Source organism: Pseudomonas sp. NFPP24, from assembly GCF_900112095.1.
Lineage (GTDB): Bacteria > Pseudomonadota > Gammaproteobacteria > Pseudomonadales > Pseudomonadaceae > Aquipseudomonas > Aquipseudomonas extremorientalis.
This window is the reverse complement of sequence record NZ_FOKD01000002.1, coordinates 611,423-631,422: the sequence shown is the minus strand read 5'-3', so window position 1 is coordinate 631,422 and position 20,000 is coordinate 611,423. Positions and strand designations below refer to the sequence as shown.

The 20,000-nt window shown below is 61.4% G+C and carries 12 protein-coding genes; 3 read left to right on the top strand and 9 right to left on the bottom strand.

Annotation, left to right across the window (positions count from 1 at the left end):
- Positions 1–247 precede the first annotated feature (247 nt).
- A complete protein-coding gene (locus BM026_RS06640) occupies positions 248–1,666 on the top strand; it encodes an amino acid permease (RefSeq protein WP_092241013.1) in 1,419 nt (472 codons plus the stop codon).
- 3 nt (positions 1,667–1,669) lie between these two features.
- Here BM026_RS06640 and BM026_RS06635 read toward each other — a convergent pair whose 3' ends face one another.
- The 5 genes from BM026_RS06635 to BM026_RS06615 form a co-directional block, all read right to left on the bottom strand.
- Positions 1,670–8,188: an NEL-type E3 ubiquitin ligase domain-containing protein gene (locus tag BM026_RS06635; RefSeq protein ID WP_093527722.1), complete on the bottom strand. Its 6,519-nt coding sequence runs from the start codon at positions 8,186–8,188 to the stop codon at positions 1,670–1,672.
- Between the two features lie 64 nt (positions 8,189–8,252).
- On the bottom strand, positions 8,253–9,380 hold the full coding sequence (locus BM026_RS06630) for an OpgC family protein (RefSeq protein WP_093119499.1): 1,128 nt from the start codon (positions 9,378–9,380) through the stop codon (positions 8,253–8,255).
- A 132-nt stretch (positions 9,381–9,512) separates the two neighbouring features.
- A complete protein-coding gene (locus tag BM026_RS06625; protein WP_092241017.1) occupies positions 9,513–9,809 on the bottom strand; it encodes a cupin domain-containing protein in 297 nt (98 codons plus the stop codon).
- 67 nt (positions 9,810–9,876) lie between these two features.
- Entirely contained in the window at positions 9,877–11,496 is a 1,620-nt protein-coding gene (locus BM026_RS06620; RefSeq protein ID WP_093527720.1) for an FMN-binding glutamate synthase family protein, read from the bottom strand.
- 82 nt (positions 11,497–11,578) lie between these two features.
- Positions 11,579–12,001, bottom strand: a complete 423-nt coding sequence (locus BM026_RS06615) for a fibronectin type III-like domain-contianing protein (RefSeq protein ID WP_256575497.1) — start codon at positions 11,999–12,001, stop codon at positions 11,579–11,581.
- Positions 12,002–12,117: 116 nt separating this feature from the next.
- On the opposite strand from BM026_RS06615, the gene BM026_RS06610 reads away from it, so the two are divergent.
- The gene (locus BM026_RS06610; RefSeq protein ID WP_071488679.1) at positions 12,118–12,390 is read left to right on the top strand and encodes a type B 50S ribosomal protein L31; all 273 of its coding nucleotides are present in this window, start codon (positions 12,118–12,120) and stop codon (positions 12,388–12,390) included.
- Between the two features lie 21 nt (positions 12,391–12,411).
- Here BM026_RS06610 and BM026_RS06605 read toward each other — a convergent pair whose 3' ends face one another.
- Genes BM026_RS06605 through BM026_RS06590 form a run of 4 tightly spaced genes read right to left on the bottom strand, consistent with a single transcriptional unit; the run spans position 12,412 to position 18,461 of the window.
- Positions 12,412–13,791, bottom strand: coding sequence for an ATP-binding protein (locus BM026_RS06605; protein WP_093527718.1), 1,380 nt, complete (start codon positions 13,789–13,791; stop codon positions 12,412–12,414).
- Positions 13,788–15,602, bottom strand: coding sequence for a DAHL domain-containing protein (locus BM026_RS06600; RefSeq protein ID WP_093119487.1), 1,815 nt, complete (start codon positions 15,600–15,602; stop codon positions 13,788–13,790). Before BM026_RS06600 ends, BM026_RS06605 begins: the two co-directional genes overlap by 4 nt.
- Positions 15,599–16,528, bottom strand: a complete 930-nt coding sequence (locus BM026_RS06595; protein WP_371914403.1) for a cytochrome-c peroxidase — start codon at positions 16,526–16,528, stop codon at positions 15,599–15,601. The genes BM026_RS06600 and BM026_RS06595 overlap by 4 nt, the downstream gene beginning before the upstream one ends.
- Positions 16,529–16,586: 58 nt before the next feature.
- The gene (locus BM026_RS06590) at positions 16,587–18,461 is read right to left on the bottom strand and encodes a putative bifunctional diguanylate cyclase/phosphodiesterase (protein WP_093119483.1); all 1,875 of its coding nucleotides are present in this window, start codon (positions 18,459–18,461) and stop codon (positions 16,587–16,589) included.
- A 219-nt stretch (positions 18,462–18,680) separates the two neighbouring features.
- On the opposite strand from BM026_RS06590, the gene BM026_RS06585 reads away from it, so the two are divergent.
- On the top strand, positions 18,681–19,982 hold the full coding sequence (locus BM026_RS06585) for a response regulator c-di-GMP phosphodiesterase, NosR family (protein ID WP_093512296.1): 1,302 nt from the start codon (positions 18,681–18,683) through the stop codon (positions 19,980–19,982).
- Positions 19,983–20,000 lie beyond the last annotated feature (18 nt).

Below are 20,000 nucleotides of genomic sequence, written 5' to 3'. Positions count from 1 at the left end.
TTTTGCCGCTCAATGCAGGTCAGATGCTCCTGTTAAATTGCAAGACAGCGAGCACTTCCACTAAATTGCCTCGCTTTTATAGTGAAAGACCCTGCTCCGGGCTTTTTATACTGCACGCCCCGCTGATCTTGCCTGGCAAGAAGGGCCCGTCCATGAGGCGGCCCCGGTCTCGGCAAGGGTGCCGGCTTACCGGCCCGCGCCCTGGAGACTCGACGGACAATCCAATAACAAAATGAGGTTGTACCCTATGCCAGTCGGCAACCCACTGCCCCATGGCGAGACCGCTCAAGGCGGCCCGCTCAAACGCGAACTCGGTGAACGGCATATCCGCCTGATGGCGCTGGGCGCCTGCATCGGCGTCGGCCTGTTCCTCGGCTCGGCCAAGGCCATCGAAATGGCCGGCCCGGCGATCATGCTGTCGTACATCATCGGTGGCCTGGCGATCCTGGTGATCATGCGCGCCCTCGGCGAGATGGCCGTGCACAACCCGGTCGCCGGTTCGTTCAGCCGTTATGCCCAAGACTATCTCGGCCCCTTGGCGGGTTTTCTCACCGGTTGGAACTACTGGTTCCTGTGGCTGGTGACCTGCGTGGCGGAGATCACCGCCGTGGCGGTGTACATGGGCGTCTGGTTCCCGGATACGCCGCGCTGGATCTGGGCCCTGGCGGCGTTGATCAGCATGGGCACCATCAACCTGATCGCGGTCAAGGCGTTTGGTGAGTTCGAATTCTGGTTCGCCCTGATCAAGATCGTCACCATCATTGCCATGGTCATCGGCGGCGTCGGCATCATCGCCTTCGGCTTCGGCAATGACGGCGTGGCCCTGGGGATTTCCAACCTGTGGGCCCACGGCGGCTTCATGCCCAATGGCGTGCAGGGCGTGTTGATGTCGTTGCAGATGGTGATGTTTGCCTACCTGGGCGTCGAGATGATCGGCCTCACCGCCGGTGAAGCGAAGAACCCGCAAAAGACCATTCCCAGCGCCATCGGCTCAGTGTTCTGGCGCATCCTGTTGTTCTACGTGGGTGCATTGTTTGTGATCCTGTCGATCTACCCGTGGAACGAGATCGGCACCCAGGGCAGCCCGTTCGTGATGACCTTCGAACGGCTCGGTATCAAGACCGCCGCAGGCATCATCAACTTCGTGGTGATCACCGCCGCGCTGTCGTCGTGCAACGGCGGCATCTTCAGCACCGGGCGCATGCTCTACAGCCTGGCGCAGAACGGCCAGGCGCCGGCCACGTTCGGCCAGACCTCCAGCAATGGCGTGCCACGCAAGGCGTTGCTGCTGTCGATCTTTGCCTTGCTGCTGGGCGTGTTGCTCAACTACCTGGTGCCGGAAAAAGTCTTTGTGTGGGTCACCTCCATCGCCACCTTCGGTGCGATCTGGACCTGGCTGATGATCCTGCTGGCCCAGCTCAAGTTCCGCAAAGGCCTGAGCCCCGCCGAACGGGCAGGGCTCAAATACCGCATGTGGCTGTATCCGGTCAGTTCCTACCTGGCCCTGGCGTTCCTGGTGCTGGTGGTGGGCCTGATGGCGTACTTCCCGGACACTCGCGTGGCGCTGTATGTGGGGCCGGCGTTCCTGGTGCTGCTGACCGTGTTGTTCTACGTGTTCAAGCTGCAGCCGTTGAACACTGCCCAGGGGGCCACGCGTTCGGCGTGAGGCTCAATTGACCTGCTGTTGTGCCAGTTGCGCCGCTTCGGTCAACTGGCGCACCAGCCGATTGCGTTCGGCGATCTCCAACTCCATCAGCGATTGCCGACGTTCCAGGTAGGCTTCCGAGCGTCTGTCCGAGATCTCCAGGTTCAGGCTTTTCAATTGGTGACTCACGACGTTCTCGATGGTCGAGAAAGGTTCCGGGTAACTGCGGGCCAGGTACTCGATCCAGAACTCCTCCATCAGCACCGAGTTCTGCACTGCCTGGGTTCTCTCCAACCCGGCCAGACTATCGCGGGCTTCGACAATATCTTGCTCGTCGACCCACTCCTCCACGGAGTACAGCATCTCTTCGCGACGAATCGGCAGGTTGTACTCATCGCGAAAACGCAGCCGGTAATACAGTTTCACCTCGGCATCGTCCGGATCTATCTCCTCTTCACGCAACTTTTGCAGGTGCGTATCGGCCAATTCATCCACTTTGCGCAGGTAGAACAGGCCTCTGGCAAGGCTCAGCAGATCGTGGTCGGCCTGGCTGCTGCCGGCCTGGGACCGGGCCTGGTGGACCTTGTGCTGAATCTCCATATCGATGAAGGCGAGGATGGCGCCATCGCCGCACGTACCGGCGACATAGGTGTTCAGGAAAATCTGCTCGCGCAGCTCGGTCGATTGGCCCATGGCCTCGAGCAGGTGCCAGACCCTGGTGGTCAGGGTTTGCTGGCTGGCCGGGCTGTGGGTGTAGGCATAGGACTGGATCAGGTCGCGCAGTACCCGGAACGCGTCATCCGACCTCGCCCCCTCGTGGTGTTGCAACTGCTCCCATAACTGTTGCCGTTCACTGTGCTGTGCCACAGGAACCCCGGCCAGCCAGCGGCTGAATTCCCTGGACATGGCTTGTTGGTGCAAGGTCCCCGGCAATGCGCCACCGATGACGATGCCGGTGCGACGACGGTAGTCGCGAATCCTGGCCAGGGTCGTTTCGCTCAATGGGTTGTCATGCAGGATGGTGTTGCGGTTGGTCGGCCCCATGCGCACGTCGGAAAACACTGCGTCAGGTACCGTGGTCAAGCGGTTTTCCTGCAATAACAGGGTGCGCAGGCTGCTGCGGGTTTCGGCGCCGATGGGCCACTGATCAATGTTGGTCTGAGGCAACGACAGTACGCGCAGGCGGGTCATGCGGGAAATATCCGGGGTCAGGCCCAGGGGGTTACCATCCAGGTGGAGCTCGGCCAGTCGCGTCATACCGGCCAGTCGCTGGCGAGATTCGGCCGTCAGCACGATAGTGTTGTCGCTCAGGTCAAGGTTCTCAAGCTGGGTCATCTGCGTCAGGCTGGCGGGCAGCTCATTGAGCATGCAGTCGATTTTCAGGTGGGTCAGGCCGGTGAATTTGCCGAGGAAGGCGTTGCCGGTCTCCGGGAAGGCGTCGCCGTCGATGCGCAGGTATTCAATGTGCTCGAAGCCTCGGTTATTCAGGATGAAATCAGCGTCAGGCAAGCTGTTGCCGTCCAGGCGCAGCACCAGTTGGTGAGCGTCGAACAGACCCGTACCGCTGATATAGGCCACGCGTGTTTCCTGGCGCCAGGCCCGCAGGATGCTGTCGGCCAATTGCCGACGCACGCCATAGTTCCGAACGACCGGATCGGTGCGCGGGGCGTCGACGGCCTGGGGGGGACCGATCCAGCGTTGCAATTCGAATTGCAGGGCCTGGTACTCGGCTTTGCGGCGTTGCAATTCAATCAGGGCGGCGGGTTCGCTCATGCCCAGGCTGTCGATCAGTTCCTGCGCTCGGAATTGGCTGAAGCTGGGGTAGAGTTCACGCACCTTGCTCAGCAAGTCCACCGGCTGGTCCCCGCCGAATGGCCACAGCCCTCTCAATGAAAACGGATAGGCGATGAATGAGCTGTCCACCTGCATCGGCGGTTGCAGCCACGGCGGTATATGCCGTAGGCCGAGCAGGCCCTTGATTGCAATGCGCCGGTTCAACGCCAGCTCGGCAATCGCCTGTCGCAGGGGTGACAGGTCAATGCTGTCGGCAATGCCCAGTGCCCGGCACTCGGTTTCCGACAGCAGCAGGGCGATGGCGCTCAACAGGTCGCTGCCGACATCGGCGGGGTCGTTGAGCAAGCGGCCTTGCTTGTCATAAGCATGGAATCCGCCGTTGAATCGCGCCAGGGTGCGCCGATCGATACCGGCGAGGTGACCTGCGCTCTCCAGCAGACGGCCCCTGGCGTTGCCGTCGTGGATGTCCAGGCGTAGTTGCCGGGGCCAGCCGGGCAGTTCCTTGAGCAGGTGCAAGGTGATCCTTTCGCTGTCGGGGTTGGCCAGGGTCCTGAGGTAAAGGCCTTCGTAGGCGCGGTTCAGGCGCATATCGTCGGCGGTGAGCCGGGCCTGTTCGACCAGGCGCAGGCCGACCCGGCCATGGTCCTGCAGTTGCTTGAGTTCCCGTGGGGTGGCTTGGTCGAGAATGGCCCTGACCGCGCTACGGGGCAGTTGCGGGAAACTGGATTTCAAGCGCTGTTCCAGCCGGTTGCCACCTTGCTCGCTCTGGGCGTACAGGTTGTCGAACAGTTGCGCGCGTTCGCGGTAGGCATATTCGGCGATTGCCTTGGCCAGTTTGAACAGGCGTTCTTCCTGGGTGGCCGGGAGTTCGCCGAGCAAGGCGCGAGTCAAGGCATCGTTCTGCACCAGCTTTTTCAACGGTTCGCGACTGCGGCTTTCGGCCTCCGTGAGGCGTATTTTCTCGGTAGTGGGGTGGTAGCGGTACTGGCTGATCACGCGGCCGTTGTCGTCGAAAACCTCCAGGCTGTGGCTGTCCGGCCAGGTAGGCAAGTGGCTGGCGAGCTGCAGTTGCAAGGACGGTCGCGCATTCTGTTGGGCAGAATAGGTGGTCATCGCCTGGATAAAGTGCAGGATGTCGCGCTCGATGCGAAAGCGTTTGCAGGTGTCTTCCAGCAACGGCGGTGGCGGCAATTGAGTGCTGTGCGATTCGCGCAGGGCCCGTGCCGGGGTATCGGTGATTTTCAGGATACGCGCGGCGGTGGTTTCGTCCACGTTGTAGTCCTGGGCTCCCAGGCGGTAGAGCAGGCGATGATCGCTCCAGGTCATCGGGTTCTCGGTGGACAAGCGCCATGCGCCCCGACGGTTGTGTTCCAGAGTGGGCGTGTCGACGCCGATTTTTTCCGGGTGCTTGAGCCGCCACTTGCGCAGGCTGTTGTCATAGACAACCGGATACAGCGAGCCATAGAGCGGCAGCAGGGTTTGCCCGTCCAGGTCATACAGGCCATTGGCGCCCGCTTGCAAGTGTGCCGGCAGCACCACGTTCTGCTCGTACTGGTGCAACGAAAGGTCCAGGAGGCTGACATAGCCGCTGGGGCTGCGCTGGGCGCTCATCAGGTCGCCCAAGGTGGTGCGCAGCCCCTGGGCATCGGAAGCGGATTGCATACCCAGTTTCAAGCGTTCGTGGGGTTGCAGCACCGAGCCGATGGCCAGGTAGAAACTGTCGACGGCCGGCGATACCGGGATCGCTCCGCCGTTACGCATGTCGTAGGCTTCGTAGCGACCTTCGCCGTAGAACAGCAATTCCACCGTGGTGTCGTCGGGTCCGCTGGACTCGTAACGTTGCCCGGGATCGCCGCTGCTCATATCGGTGACCACGAAATGTCGTCCCAGGGTGTCGCGTAGCAGGCTGGCGGCGAACTCCCGTGCCCATTGATCGGTGTCCGGGTTGAATGCGCGGCGGTGGTAGAGGCCGTCGATGACCACATCGATACGCAGCGCGGTACGGTGATGCTCCAGGTGCTCGTGCAGGGCCTGCGGCAATTTGCCGGTCTGCAGCAAACGCGCCTGCTCAGGCTCGCTCAAGGGCATGTCGTTGAGCAACTGTGCCAGGTTTGCCGGGGTCAACGGGGCGAATCGCTCGCGCAGAGTCTTCAGCACAGACGTGACTTCTACCAAAGGGGGCGCGACCTTCAGCGGCGTAAAGAGGCGCGCGGGATCGCTGGCCGGTACTTCATGCCGGGCATGGCCGGCGTAGCGGTACAGCGCGCTGAACAGCGCCAACCGCCGGGCCTGGGCCAGCTCGCTGATTTGCAGGCGCACGCGGGCGATGCGTTGCGCCGTGGTCAAATGCGGGCTGCCTTCTTTGCCCAGTACCGAACCGGAAGGCTGTTGCTCAAGGATCAGCTCGAACAACGGCTCCTGGGAGACGACGGTGGTGTCCGGACCGTCCAGGGCGATATAGGTGCCATCGTCGCGGCGCTTGAGCTTGATAACGGCGCCCGTGGCCGGTGGGGTATCGGCGGCGGCATAGGTTTCGATGAGCGTGCCTTGGGCGTCATGCACCTGGAGGGACGCATCTGCTGGCCAGCCGGGCACGTGAGGCAACAGGCACAGCACCGCCCTATCGGCATGGGGCGGCAGGTGGCCGCGGCGGTGAAAGTCGCTGATCAACTGGTCTATGACCCGGTCAACCTGCAGGCGCCTGACGCCTTCGGTGAGGTTGACGGGGGCGGGCTCTCCGGCCCAGACGTTGTCCAGGGTGGCTCGGCTGGGCGAGATGCTGCGCAGCATGCGTTCCAAGTCGAGCCTGGGCACCGGGCTTGAGCCATTGGGCAGCATGCGCTCGATCAGTTGCACGTCGGACAGGTCATGGGCGTTTCTCAAGTCCAGGGTCCAGGCTTGCAAGGCGGAGTCGAACACGATCGGCGGCGCTGCGTCGCCGCGGTTTTCCTGCTTGAGCACGAACCTGAGGGTCTTGGCGTCATGGCTGATTTCCACGACGCGTCGCTCTTTACCGTAGTTCAACCAGGCGTACTGCTGCCCGTTGATCTGGTACACGCCCTGGGCATTGGGCGTCTGACCATTGAGCAGGTTCTGATCGAGAATGGCGTAGGGGCCTATGTCCGGTTTCCAGAGCACCCCGGTTTCGTCGTTGCGCATCAGCTTTTGCGGGTTGCCCAGGCGTTGCAGCAAACCTTGGATGCGTAGCCGATGCACCCGCCCGGCGGTGGTGATCAACAGACCGTTGATTGCCAGGTCCATCACATCCGCCAATGCGGCGGCAAAGTCCATGGCCTGGCCCTTCGCGGCTTCATTGATACCGACGATCGTGCTGTAGGTGAGGCTGCCGAATACCGCCGCCTGCATCACCCGGTTCAGGCCGGTGACGCCGCCGGGCATGGGCGTCAGCAGCAATTGCAGGATTTCGTCGGCGATGGCGGCAGCGCCGTCCATGACGGCCTGCAAGTCGCGGGTCGAGCGGCTGGTGGCCAGGGTGGAGAGATTGGCCTGGTAGTGTTGGACGTGACGGTATGTGAGGGCTTGCACCAGGGTTTCGGGACGCCCGTGCTTGGGGTCTGGGCTGAAGCGCAGGCTGTCCAGGGTCTTGGCCGGGAACAGGCGATGGAACGTGTCGTACAGGAAGCCGGCGAGGGCGCTGAGGTGCTCCGGGCGTCGCTCCTGCTGGTCGAGGCGCTTGAACGCCGTCATTTCGGTCACGGGCAGTTGTCGTGCGAACCAGCCCAGGTCATGTTGGCGGTGGCTGTCCTTGAGTTGCTGCATGAAGTGCGCGTGGGCCGCGTTGCTGTCGATGTGATAGTGCAGCGCACCGCCGGGACGGAACGGGAAGTAGGACACTACCCCGAGGCTGCCCACCCGGATCAGCAGCAGCGGCACCGGGATGGTCTCGCCGGAGGGCACGAACGGCACCGCCGGCAGCAGCGTGATGCCGGTGCTCATCCCAAGTGTTTCGAATTCCAGCGCCGCGCCACTGCCATCAATGGCCTGGGTCAGGCGGTGGTAGAGTTCAAGGGTGACGCCTGTCACGGCGCGGTTGCGATAGGCTTCCAACGCTTCGAAGAGCAGGCAGGCACGGGCGCTGTCCTGCAGCAACTGTTGCAGTCTCCCGTCCCGGCCCAGGGCTGCATCGAGCGTGCGTTGCAGTTGCCCGCCCAGGTCCAGCTCGCGGGCGATCTCGACAAAACCCTGGACGGTCAACACCGGGTTTTCATTGCCCGTGAAGTAGGAGGCATCGACGAAGGTACTGCCCTGGCGTTGCGGTGTGCCGGTGGTGAAGTCGAAGTTCAGGCACGCGGCGTCCCACAACGAGAGGGTGGACACATGGGAGCGGTATTTCCATTCATCGTATGCCCGGCGAAAACGCCGCCGTTCCCGGGAGAGGCTGGTGGAACTGGTGCGCGGTTCCCAGGGCATCGGCGGCTGCACCTGTTCCAGGTAGCGGGTGTGCAGGAACACGCGCTTGGGGTCCTGGTTGCCGATGCGCGCGCGCAATTGGGCCTGCCCCCACGTCTTGAACGTGCCGATCAGGGCGTTGTTTTCTGTCTCTACCGCTTTCAGGGCCTGGAGGGCATTGCGTTGCAGCCGCACATAATCGCGCTGCTGGTCAGGGCTCAGGGTGTTCAGTGTGCGCGTGAGGGTTTCACGGATCTGCTCCAGGGCTTGCTGTCGGCCCCAGGCATCACTCGATTGCAGGTTGCCCGACAGGCCGTTGAGCAGTTGATGGGTTGGCATGGGCCATTTCCTTTCACGGGTTAAGTGGAAGGAAATGGAATCACCCTGCCGGTTTTGCCGGGCGCTACCTATGTAGCGCGGGCTTGGGGGCCGAGTCCAGGCGCTTGAGCATGTCCAGCCACATAGCCAGGCCGACCATCAACAGCGCACCGGCCACGGCGGTCGCCAGTTGCATGGCGACGGCATCGTGGGCCAAGGCGTTGATCATGTCTGCCAGGGGCGCCAGCACGACCCCAAGGCAAAACACTTCCAGGGAGTAGCGGCCCATGCGGCACACCTCAGTGGCAACGCGGTTCTGCGTCCAACCGGCGTGGGGCAACAGCTTCGCCGTAACGTAGGCCAGGGCGAGGAAGTGCACGAGGCGCACCGGTGACAAATCGGTCTTGCTGATCGGGTACAGCCCATCACTGAGCCAGGCCGGCATCCAGGCGTCATGCACGTGCGGCCAGCGCCACGACAGGGTGATCACCGCCGCCAGCACTACATACAGGGCACATGCGACAAACAGCGGCTGGCGCGACAACGGGCGTACCTGCACAGGTTTCGGCCGCTGGCTGTACACCGCCGCCGCGCCGCCAAGCACGAACAGCAACTGCCAGGTGACCGGGTTGAAGTACCACACGCCGTCGGCAATCGCGCGCAGGTTCCAGCCCATCCAGGGCGCCATCAAGTAGATCGCCAGCGACACGGCCACCACGGCCTCGACCCTGCGCATCATCATCGGCAGCACCAGCGGCAGGCCGCCCAACAGCACGATATACAGCGGCAGCGGGTCCATCAGGTTGGGCTTGAAGCGCAGCAGCAGTTCGTCGGTCAGCGCCTGCTGGGGGTGGGTGACGAAGTGCGTCAGGCCCATCTCCTCGACCAGGTCGCGGGTTTCCACATGGCTGTTGGCGAAGAACACGATGCCCATCAGCAGCGCCAGCAAAAAGATATGCACCACGTACAGCACCCAGGTGCGTCGCAGGATTTTCAAACTGGCCAGCCAGTAACCGTCGCGCTGCAGGATCTTGCCGTAGGCGAGCACGGCGGCAAAACCGGCGAGGAACACGAACACCTCCGCCGCGTCGCTGAAACCGACGTTGCGCAAGGTGATCTGGCCGAGAGGGTTGTGGGGGACGTGATCCCAGAAAATGAAGATCAACGCCAGGCCCCGAAAAAAATCGATGCGTGGGTCGCGTCCGTCAGGCATGGCTACGGGCTCTTGAATGTCAGGTTTAACAAGGACAGGTGAGCGTGGGCGTTGTCGTACGCCGCACGTCGGGCGGGCGCAGGTTGGCGGTATTTGTAAGCAATTGCAAAGGTTGGATATTACTGAATGTCTCTAGACATCAATGATGACCAGTGTGCCATGGCTGCCGGCGAGCACTGCGTGGGCGATACCGGCTTCCACAAGGTACATCTGGCCGGCGCCTACCCTGATTTCGTCGTCGCCGATGCTCAGGCGCAACAGGCCATCGATCACCAGCAGGCCTTCGTTGTAGTCATGGGTTTCTACCTCGTACGCCTGCTCATCCATACGCAACACCTTGATCCACGCGGGGCCAACCTGGCCCAGACGCTTGGATTTCCAACTCTCGGGTAGTTGCGCGGCCATGGCGGAAAAGTCCAGTAACGGCATGTGAATCTCCTTGTTTCAACGATGCCGTTGGTGGTCCGGTTCAGCGGTGAGGGTCGTTATCTTGATATCACGCGGCGCTGGCTTCGTGGGGTTCAAAGCTGTCCGCCCGCGCCATCTGCCACATCCGCGAATAGAACTCGCCATTCACCTCACCGGTCAACAATTCACCCGGCTTGAGGAACACATGCAACTGCGAGAACAACTTTATTTCGGTTGCCGACATGCGCCGCACCAGGTGCTTGGCCGACAGTTGCGACGGATGCTCCAGGCCCGCCGCCGCGAGCATTTCCGCCAGGGCCTTGAGGGTGTTGCGGTGGAAGTTGAACACGCGCTGGGCCTTGTCCGGCACCACCAGGGCGCGCTGGCGCAGCGGGTCTTGAGTCGCCACGCCGGTCGGGCATTTGTTGGTGTGGCACGACTGGGACTGAATGCAGCCAATGGCAAACATGAAGCCGCGCGCCGAGTTGGCCCAGTCGGCACCGATGGCCAGTACGCTGGCGATATCGAACGCGCTGACGATCTTGCCGCTGGCGCCGAGCTTGATCTTGTCGCGCAGGTTCAGGCCCACCAGGGTGTTGTGCACGAACAGCAGGCCTTCACGCAGCGGCACGCCGATATGGTCGGTGAACTCCACCGGCGCGGCGCCGGTGCCGCCTTCCTTGCCATCGACCACGATAAAGTCCGGGAGGATGCCGGTTTCGAGCATGGCCTTGGCGATGCCCATGAATTCCCACGGGTGGCCCAGGCAGAACTTGAAGCCTACCGGTTTGCCGCCGGACAGTTCACGCAGTTGCGCGATGAACTGCATCAATTCGATCGGTGTGGAGAACGCGCTGTGACGCGACGGCGAGATGCAGTCTTCGCCCATCAGGATGCCACGCGTGTCGGCGATTTCCTGGGTGACCTTGTGCTTGGGCAGGATCCCGCCGTGGCCGGGTTTGGCGCCCTGGCTCATCTTGATTTCGATCATGCGCACTTGCGGGTTCTGCGCCTGCACGGCGAAGAGCTCAGGGTCGAAACGGCCATCGCTGGTGCGGCAACCGAAGTAACCGCTGCCGAGTTCCCAGGTCAGGTCGCCGCCGTTTTCGCGGTGGTAAGGGCTGATGCTGCCTTCGCCGGTGTCGTGGGCGAAGTTGCCGAGCTTGGCGCCCTGGTTCAGCGCACGAATCGCGTTGGCGCTCAGCGAGCCAAAGCTCATCGCCGAGATATTGAACACCGATGCCGAGTACGGCTGCGTGCACTGCGGGCCGCCGACCATCACGCGAAATGCGCTGGGGTCGCTGAGCGGCGCCGGGCGCATGGAGTGGCCGATGAATTCGAAGCCCGACTGGTACACGTCGATCAGAGTGCCGAAGGGTTTGTCGGCGGTTTCGTTCTTCGCCCGCGAGTAGACCAGCGAGCGCTGGGCGCGGGAGAAGGGCAGGGCATCGCTGTCGGATTCGAGCAGGTACTGGCGGATCTCCGGGCGGATGGCTTCCACCAGGTAACGGATATTGCCCAGGATCGGGTAGTTGCGGCGCACGGCGTGGGGGCTTTGCAGCAGGTCGAAGAGGCCGATCAGGCTCAACACGCCGGTGACCACCGTGATGGGCCACAGCCATTCGTGTTCGATAAAGGGCAAGCTGGCAAGGGTGAAAATGACGCACACGGCAAAGAAGGCGTAACGGCTTAGCAAGGACAGGCTCATACGGTTTCCTTGGGTTCAGACTCTTTTGGTCGGTACGGCATTCTGCGCCTGTAAGGAAACCCTAGACAACCTGTGGGAATATTCAATTTGGCACGCTGGGTGAGACGGACTGGCCCGATATAGAGAGCTTGCGGCTATCAGTGACTTCGACGTGGGCCTGGTTGTCGGTGGTTGAGTCACCCCCGACAAAAACAGTAAAGGTGCCGGCCTCCACCACTGGCGCCAAATCCGCACCCAGTAAGGCAAAGTCATTTTCATCGAGTGTGAAAACCACTTCCCGGGTTTGGCCGGCTGCTAAATGCACTTTGCGAAAGCCGCGTAACTGGCGTACCGGGCGGGTGACGCTGGCGACAGCGTCCCGCAGGTAAAGCTGAACAATTTCGTCGCCTGCGCGTGGGCCGGTATTGGTGACGCTGGTCGTTACAGTCAAGGGCTGGCTGGAGCCGAGGCGCGTGCTGCTCAATTGAGGCAACTCGCTTGCCTGGAGTGTCTGGTTAGCAACCAACAACGTCTGCTGTGAGTTCTGACAGGTATATGCTTATTGCAATCTGTTCTCGTTTGGGTGTGTGGATTGTGTTACTGTATAACGCATCGAATGCACTCAAACGCCCCGGAGGCCTTATGAAAGCTGGTATCCATCCCGACTACCGCACCGTGCTGTTCCACGACACCGCCGCCGACGTGTTTTTCCTGATCGGCTCCACCGCCGACAGCGACCGCACCCATAAACACAGTGACGGCAACACTTACCCGTATATTCCGTTGGACGTGTCCAGCGCCTCGCACCCGATCTACACCGGCCAACAGCGCAAGACCCAGGCCGAAGGCCGCATTGCCGGGTTCAACAAGCGGTTCGCGTCGTTTGGCTCTAGCCCGAAAAAAGCCGAGGCCTGAGCGACATGATGGCGGCGTGTCCTACGCCGCCGTCTGCCGGATCGGCAAGACCACTCTAAATTTTGTACCTTTGCCCAGTTCGCTGCTGACGGAAATATCGCCCCGGTGTTTCTTGACGATGCCGTAGGACAGCGACAGGCCCAGCCCTGTGCCTTCACCCACCGGTTTGGTGGTGAAGAACGGGTCGAAGATTTTCTGCACGGTCTCAGGCGCAATCCCACAGCCGTTATCGGCCACTTCCAGCCATACATGCTCGCCTTCCACGCCATTGCTGATGGTGATGGTGCCGCGCTCGGGTCCCATGGCTTGCGCAGCATTGATCACCAGGTTCATCACCACCTGGTTGAGCTGGGATGCCAGGCACTCGATTTCCGGTAGCGGGGCATAGTGCTTGACCACATCGGCCTTGTACTTGAGTTCGCTGGCGACGATGTTGAGCGTGGAGTCGATGCCCTGTTGCAGGTTGGCAAATTGCCAGGTCTGGTCGTTGTCCACCCGGGAGAAGTTCTTCAGGTCCTTCACAATCTGTATCACACGGCTGATACCTTCCTTGGATTCCCTGATCAGGATCGGAATGTCTTCCTTGAGGAAGTCCAGTTCCACCGCGTCGCGCATCGCCTTGAGTTGATCGCGCTGTGTTCCCGGCGCAAGGGTTTGCTCGACCGTCCGGTAGGCATCCAACATCTGTTGCAGCTGGTTGAAATAGCCATCCAGGGTGCTGAGGTTGGAGGAGATAAACCCCACCGGGTTGTTGATCTCATGGGCCACGCCCGCCGCCAGTTGCCCCAGCGACGCGAGTTTTTCCGACTGCACCAATTGGCTTTCCAGGTGCTTGCGCTCGTCGATCTCCAGTTGCAACGCCTGGGTGCGCTGTTCCACCAACTGTTCCAGGTGCGCGGTTTGCAGGGAGGCACGCCGGGCCATGTCCCATTTGTTGGCCAGGGTGTTGGCCATTTGCTGGACTTCGATATTGTCGAAAGGCTTTTTCAGGATCAGCAGGCGATCATGGGCGTGCAGGCGCTCCAGCAGGTCTTCCCAGGAATAGTCCGAGTAAGCGGTGCACACCACCACCTGCAGGCCGGGCGCGACTTTCCAGAGTTCCTCGATGGTTTTCGCGCCATCCCAGCCCTGGGGCATGCGCATGTCGACAAAGGCCAGGGCGTAGGGTTGTTTGTTTGCCATGGCCGTGACGAGTAGTTGCAGGCCTTCCTCTCCACCGTATGCCGAATGCAACTCGAACACCTGGGCCTGGGCTTTGGCCGTGTCGCCGAACAGGGCCGACTCCATGTCATCCAGCGCCTGGTTGGATTCGACGGCTGGCATCAGGATTTTGCGAAAGTCGTCATGGATCGACGGCGTGTCATCGATCAACAAAATGCGCCGGTTGGGAGGCTGGTTCATGGGGGGCTTCCGGCAAGAGTGAGAGGAATCGTCAAGGTAAACACCGCACCCAGGCCAGGCCCATCGCTGTGTGCGCTGAGCTGGCCGTTCATTTCCACGGCGGCCAGGGCGCAGCTGTGCAGGCCGAAGCCGTGGCCTTCCTTGCGGGTGGTGAAGCCGTGGGTGAAGATCCGGGTCATATTCTCGGGCGGAATGCCTTCGCCCTCGTCTTTCACGCTGATTTGCAAGGTGTCATCGGCACCCGGCTGGACAACCAGGGTCATTTGTCGTGGCCGGTCGGTGAGGTTGGACATGGCGTACTTGGCGTTGCTGATAAGGTTGACCATGATCAGCAACAGCCGGTGCTTATCCCCGAGGATTTCCGGCACCCGTGCGTACTCCTTGACCACCGTGACGTGGTGACGGCTCAGGGCACCGGCATTCATGCGCAAGGCATCTTCCATCAAGGCACTGATGTTGACCGGCTCCAGCAGCGTGGACGCACCGGCGTAGGATTGTTGGGTGGCGACGATGTCCTTGATGTGGTCGACGCTTTTGCTCAACTGCGCCAGTTCCTCGGTCATGCCCTGCTGTTCGGCGGCGATGGCCTCCACCAACTGGTTCAAGTAGCCGGGCAACAGTTTGCCCTTTTCATCTTCGGTAAGGAACGTGCCCAGGTCAGCCTGGCGTTCGTTGATCAACTGCATGGCTTTGCCCAGGCCCAGGGCCTTGCTGCTACGCAATTTGCGGCTGACCAGGTCGGCGGAAATGTTCACGCTGTTGAGCACATTGCCGACGTTGTGCAGCACGTTGGTGGCGATCTCGGCCATGCCGGCCTGGCGGGCGCTGTCCATCAGTTCACTCTGGGCATCCTTGAGCTGCCGCGTACGCCGCTCCACGCGTTGCTCCAGGGTTTCATTGGCCGCCTGCAAGGCGCGGTTGACCCGGTTGATCTCGGCGAAACTGCGCAACAGGCGCACGGCCAGATAGAGCAACAGCACCACCAGCAAGGTCGAGAAAATCAGCAGGTAACGGTGGTATTGATGGTCGACCAGGTCGGCCGTCTGCTGGTCCTGGTTGAGATGGGTGGTCAGGTCATCCAGGCGTTCGGCCACGGGCACCGCCGCGATTCGTTCGAGCAGGCTGTTGACCAAAGGCTGTTCGCGCAGGATCAGCGAAATATGATTGCTGAGAATATCGACCGGCGCCTGGAACTCGACAGGCAGCAACTCTTTGTTGACGGCCAGCTTGCCCAGGCCGACGAGAATGTCGGCGGCTCGATCATCGCTGGTGACCTGGGCGAACTCCAGGCTGCTGAGCAGCAGGTCGTAGGTGTCGGTGGCCACGCTTTGCAGTTGCGCCTTGCCCTCATCGTCCACACGGTTGAATTGGGCCTGGATATCGTCCTCGGCAGTCGGGAGGAAGGCCAGCGAGTTGCGCAGCACCGCGTTGTGGGATTTGAACTGGTCCACCAACCGGGCCTTTTCCTGGATGGCCGCCTCATAGGCTTGTTGATCGGCCTGCCAGCGGGGCAGGTCGGTGGCCTCGTGGTAGGAACCGCGGCTTTTCAGCTCGGTCCAGAGTCGGGTCATTTCCAGCAGTGGCGCGACCAGGGGGTCGTAGTTATGGGTAATAGAGATCCTGGCCTTGAGCACCTCACTGTCCCATTGGGCATTGAGTTGCTGGAGTTGCCGGATCAGGTCCCGCGAGTGAGTGTAACTGGCTGTCTGGTCACGGCCTGACTTGAAGTACAGAAAGACCAGTGTCGAGGCCAGCAGCACGGTGATCAGGCCGAGCAGCAGTTGGCTGGTACGGCGTCTGGACAGGGTCATAGTGGTTTGCCCGCCCATTCGCCCGTCAGGGTCTTGAGGAATTGAATGATCAGGTCCTTGTCTTCCTGGGACGGGTTGCGCCCCAGTTGATAATTGAACATCACATCGACCGCTTCTTCCAGGGTCCTGGCCGAGGCGTCGTGAAAGTACGGGGCGGTGACGGCTACATTGCGCAGGCTGGGCACCTTGAACACATGGCGGTCCTCTTCGTCCTGGGTCTGCAGGTAGCGCCCAAGGTCCGACTCCACCGGATTGCCCCGTGCCTTGAAATAGTCGCCCATCACGCCGAATTTCTGGAACATGTTGCCGCCGATATTGACCCCCTGGTGGCAAGCAATGCAGCCGTAGTCCTTGAAGCGTTGGTAGCCGTACTTTTCCTGGGTCGTGAGGATCTCGGTGTTGCCCAGCAGGTACTGGTCGAATCGCGAGTTGGGTGTCAGCAGGGTGCGTTCATAGGTGGCCAGTGCGTTTTGCACATTGGCGGCGGTGACGCCGTCGGGGTAGGCCTGGCTGAACGCGGTCTGGTAGGCAGGCATGGCGGACAGGTTCTGCACCACGGTTTTCCAGTCACTGCCCATTTCCACCGGGCTGATCACCACCTGTTCGACCTGGGCTTCCAGGGTATCCACCCGGCCATTCCAGAACTGCTTGAAGTTCAGGCTGGCGTTGAATACCGACGGCGTGTTGATCGCGACCGGCTTGCCGTCGAAGCCAAGGGAAAACGGCTTGTCGTCGGCACCGCCGGACGCCAGTCGATGGCAACTGGCGCAGGAGAGGGTGCCGTTGACCGACAGGCGCGGTTCGTTGAACAGCTGGCGACCCAGCTCGACCCTGGCCGGGTCCAGCGCCGGAACCGCAGGCAGCGGTTTGAGCGCTTCATCCAGTGGTGCGGCCAGCAGCGGTGCCGCCAGGCCCAGCATGAACATCAGGCCAAGACGGTAAGTTGAGACATCGCTCAAGCGAGCACTCCTTGCAAGCGTAGGGCTATGGGGTGGGCATCAATGTCGCGCAGCCCACTTGCAGCAACTGGGCGAAGTCTTTGGCAGGCACGGCCTTGCTGAATAAAAAGCCCTGGCCTTCTTCACACAGCTGGGCTTGCAGGAAACTCAGCTGATCGAGGGTTTCGACCCCTTCGGCGATGATAGTCAGTTCCAGGCTCCTGCCCATGCCGATGATAGCGCTGATCAGTTGCTCGTCCTGGTTATTTACGTTCAGGCCGCGCACGAAGGACTGGTCGATCTTCAACACGTCGATGGGGAAGCGTCTCAGGTAGCTGAGGCTGGAGTAACCGGTGCCGAAGTCGTCCAGGGCCAGGCGCACGCCCATGGCCTTGATGGTGTGCAGGGTCTTGACGGTTTCTTCGACATTCTGCATCAGCACGCTTTCGGTGATTTCCAGTTCAAGCAGATGTGGCTGCATATCGGTCTGCTTCAAGATTGCGACGAGGTTGTCGACGAAGTCGCGTTGACGGAAGTCGATGGCCGAGATGTTCACCGAGATGCACAGCGGTGGCAGGCCCATCGCACGCCAGGCCTGCACTTGCTCGCAGGCCTGGCGCAGCACCCATTGGGTCAGGGGCACGATCAGCCCGCTGTCTTCGGCCACGGGGATGAAATCGCCGGGGTTGACCCAGCCCGAGCGTGGCTGGAACCAGCGGATCAGCGCTTCGGCGCCGACGATCTTGCCGGATTTCAGGTCCAGCTTCGGCTGGTAGTGCAGCACAAACTCTTCGCGGTCCAGCGCCTGGCGAATCGCGCTTTCCAGGTTTTGCTGGTGTCGGGCGCGCCGGTTCATGTCTTCGGTGTAAAAGCTGAAGCCATCCGGGCCCTGTTCCTTGCGGGTGCGCATGGCGGTCTCGGCGTGTTTGATCAGTTCCACGGCATTGCCGCTGTCATCGGGGTAGATCGCGATGCCCAGGCTGGCGGTGACGCTCAGGTCGTGCCCTGCGACATGTCGGGTGGCACTCACGGCCGTGAGGATTTTTTGTGCGATATGCTGGGTTTGCTGCGGATGCTCGATATCGCTGAGCACAACCACAAATTCGTCCGCGCCGTAGCGAAACACCGAATCCGATGCACGCACGCTCGCCACCAGGCTGTGGCTGACCTGTTGCAGTACCTCATCGCCCACCGGGTAGCCCAAGGCATTGTTGACGCGCTTGAAGCGGTCCAGCCCGATAAACATCACCGCCAGTTGCGTGTCATGCCGGTGGCCCAACGCAATCGCCTGCGTGAGCCGGTCGCCCAGCAGCGTGCTGTTGGGCAATTCGGTGAGGGTGTCGTATTGCAGCAGGTGCGAGACTTTGAGCAGCTCCTGCACACGTTCTTCGATAGTGCGCTCCAGGCCGATCACCTTTAGCGCTATGTCCTGGGCAAGCTGCCATTTCCAGGTCAGGGCGCTTGCCATCTGGCGGATCTCCAGATGATCGAAGGGTTTTTTCAGGATCAGCAGCTGGTCGTTGTACTTCAGTCGCGCCTCGATGGCTTCGAAGGAATAGTCGGAATAAGCCGTGCACAGGGCGATCTGCAGGTTGGGGTCAACGTTCCACAGCTGTTCGATGGTCTGCAGGCCATCCCAACCCGGCGGCATGCGCATGTCGATGAACACCAGGGCATAGGGCGCGTTGGCGGCCAGGGCCCGGTTGACCAGTTCCAGAGCTTCCTCACCCTGGTAGGCGGAGTCCAGCTTGAAGGCCTGGCGTACTTTAGGGGCGGTGCCGAACAGCGTTTCTTCAAGGTTCTCCAACGAAGGCTCGCCATTGGCATCGGCGCAGAGAATCTTGCGGAAGTCCTGGTGGATCGAGGCCGTGTCATCGACGATCAGAATGCGCCGGTTGGCCCTGGCGGAATCAGCAGTCATGGCCTGCTCCGTGACGACAAAAGGTTTGACGGCATAACGATTCCTTCCCTGATTTCGCCTCGGAGCGGGGCGCCAACCTGTTCTGTCAGCATAGTCGAGGTCGCTTGATATCGACGGCCAGTTGGCGTCAAATCAACCCCGCGCCTCAGGCGAAGGAAGCTGGCCGGGCACAAGGGTTCAATTTAGCTCAATTTTGTTTGATTTGAAGGCGCGGTCACCATGGATGAGAAACCCACTGTTTTACTGGTCGATGATGAAGAGTCGATTCTCAATAGCCTGCGCCGGCTGTTGCGCAGTCAAGCCTTCGACGTAGTGCTGGCCGGCAGCGGCGCCCAGGCTCTGGAGATCATGGCGGCACAGCCCATCGACCTGATCATGAGCGATGCGCGCATGCCCGGCATGGATGGCGCGCAGTTACTGGCCGAAGTCCACCGGCTGTACCCGGCCACCAGCCGTATCCTGCTGACCGGCTACGCTGACGTGCCGACCATCATCAAGGCGATCAACGAAGGGCAGATCCACCGTTATATCGCCAAGCCGTGGAATGACGATGAACTCAAGCTGATCCTGCAGCAGGCGCTTGAACATCAGCGGCTTGAACGGCTGACCCAGGTGCAGAACGACCAGCTCAAGGCGCTCAATGCCACCCTGGAAAAGCGCGTCGCGTCGCGCACCGCCGAGTTGCAGCAAACCGCCGACATGCTCGACCTGGCCTACGAAGAACTCAAGCGCAGCTACGTGACCGGCACCGAAGTGTTTTCGCTGTTGGCCAACCTGCGTCTGCCCAGGGATAAGCAGACCAACCGCGCGCTGATCGAACTGATCCGCGTGTACTGCGCCGCCCAGGCCATGGATGAAGCCAGCACTCGCGACCTGACCATGGCCGCCGCGCTGTACAACATCGGCAAGCTGAGCTGGACCGACAGCATGATGGTGTCGCCGTCGGACAAATTGCACAGCACCGACCGCACGCTCTACCGCGAGTACCCGGCCCAGAGTGAATCGCTGTTGATGACCCTTGAACCGATGAAAGACGCGGCGCGGATCATTCGCCATCATCAGGAGCGCTGGGACGGTACGGGCTTTCCCGACCACCTCAAGGGCGAGTCGATTCCTCCCGGTTCACGGCTGTTGAAATTGGCGGTGGACTTCATCGAGTTGCAGAAAGGCTTGATCCTCGAGCGCAACTTGAACAGCGATGAAGCCCTGCTGTTTATCCGCAAATATGCCGGGCGCCTCTACGATCCGGACCTGGTGGAAGATTTCGTGCAGGCCTGCGCAACCTTCCTGAGCGACGTGACCCTGGGCGACCCCACGGTAAAAGTCCTCACCACTCGAGAGCTGGAGGCCGGCATGGTCCTGGCCCGCAACCTCAATGCCGACAACGGCATGTTGTTGTTGAACGCCGGCAAGGTGTTGAACCTGCCGCTGGTCGACAAGTTGATTGCGTTCGAAGCGATGGAGGGCGCCAAGTACAGCGTGTTCATCAAGACGCCCGAGGAGCAGGCGCAACTCCCCTAGTGCGCTCCGTACGGGGCC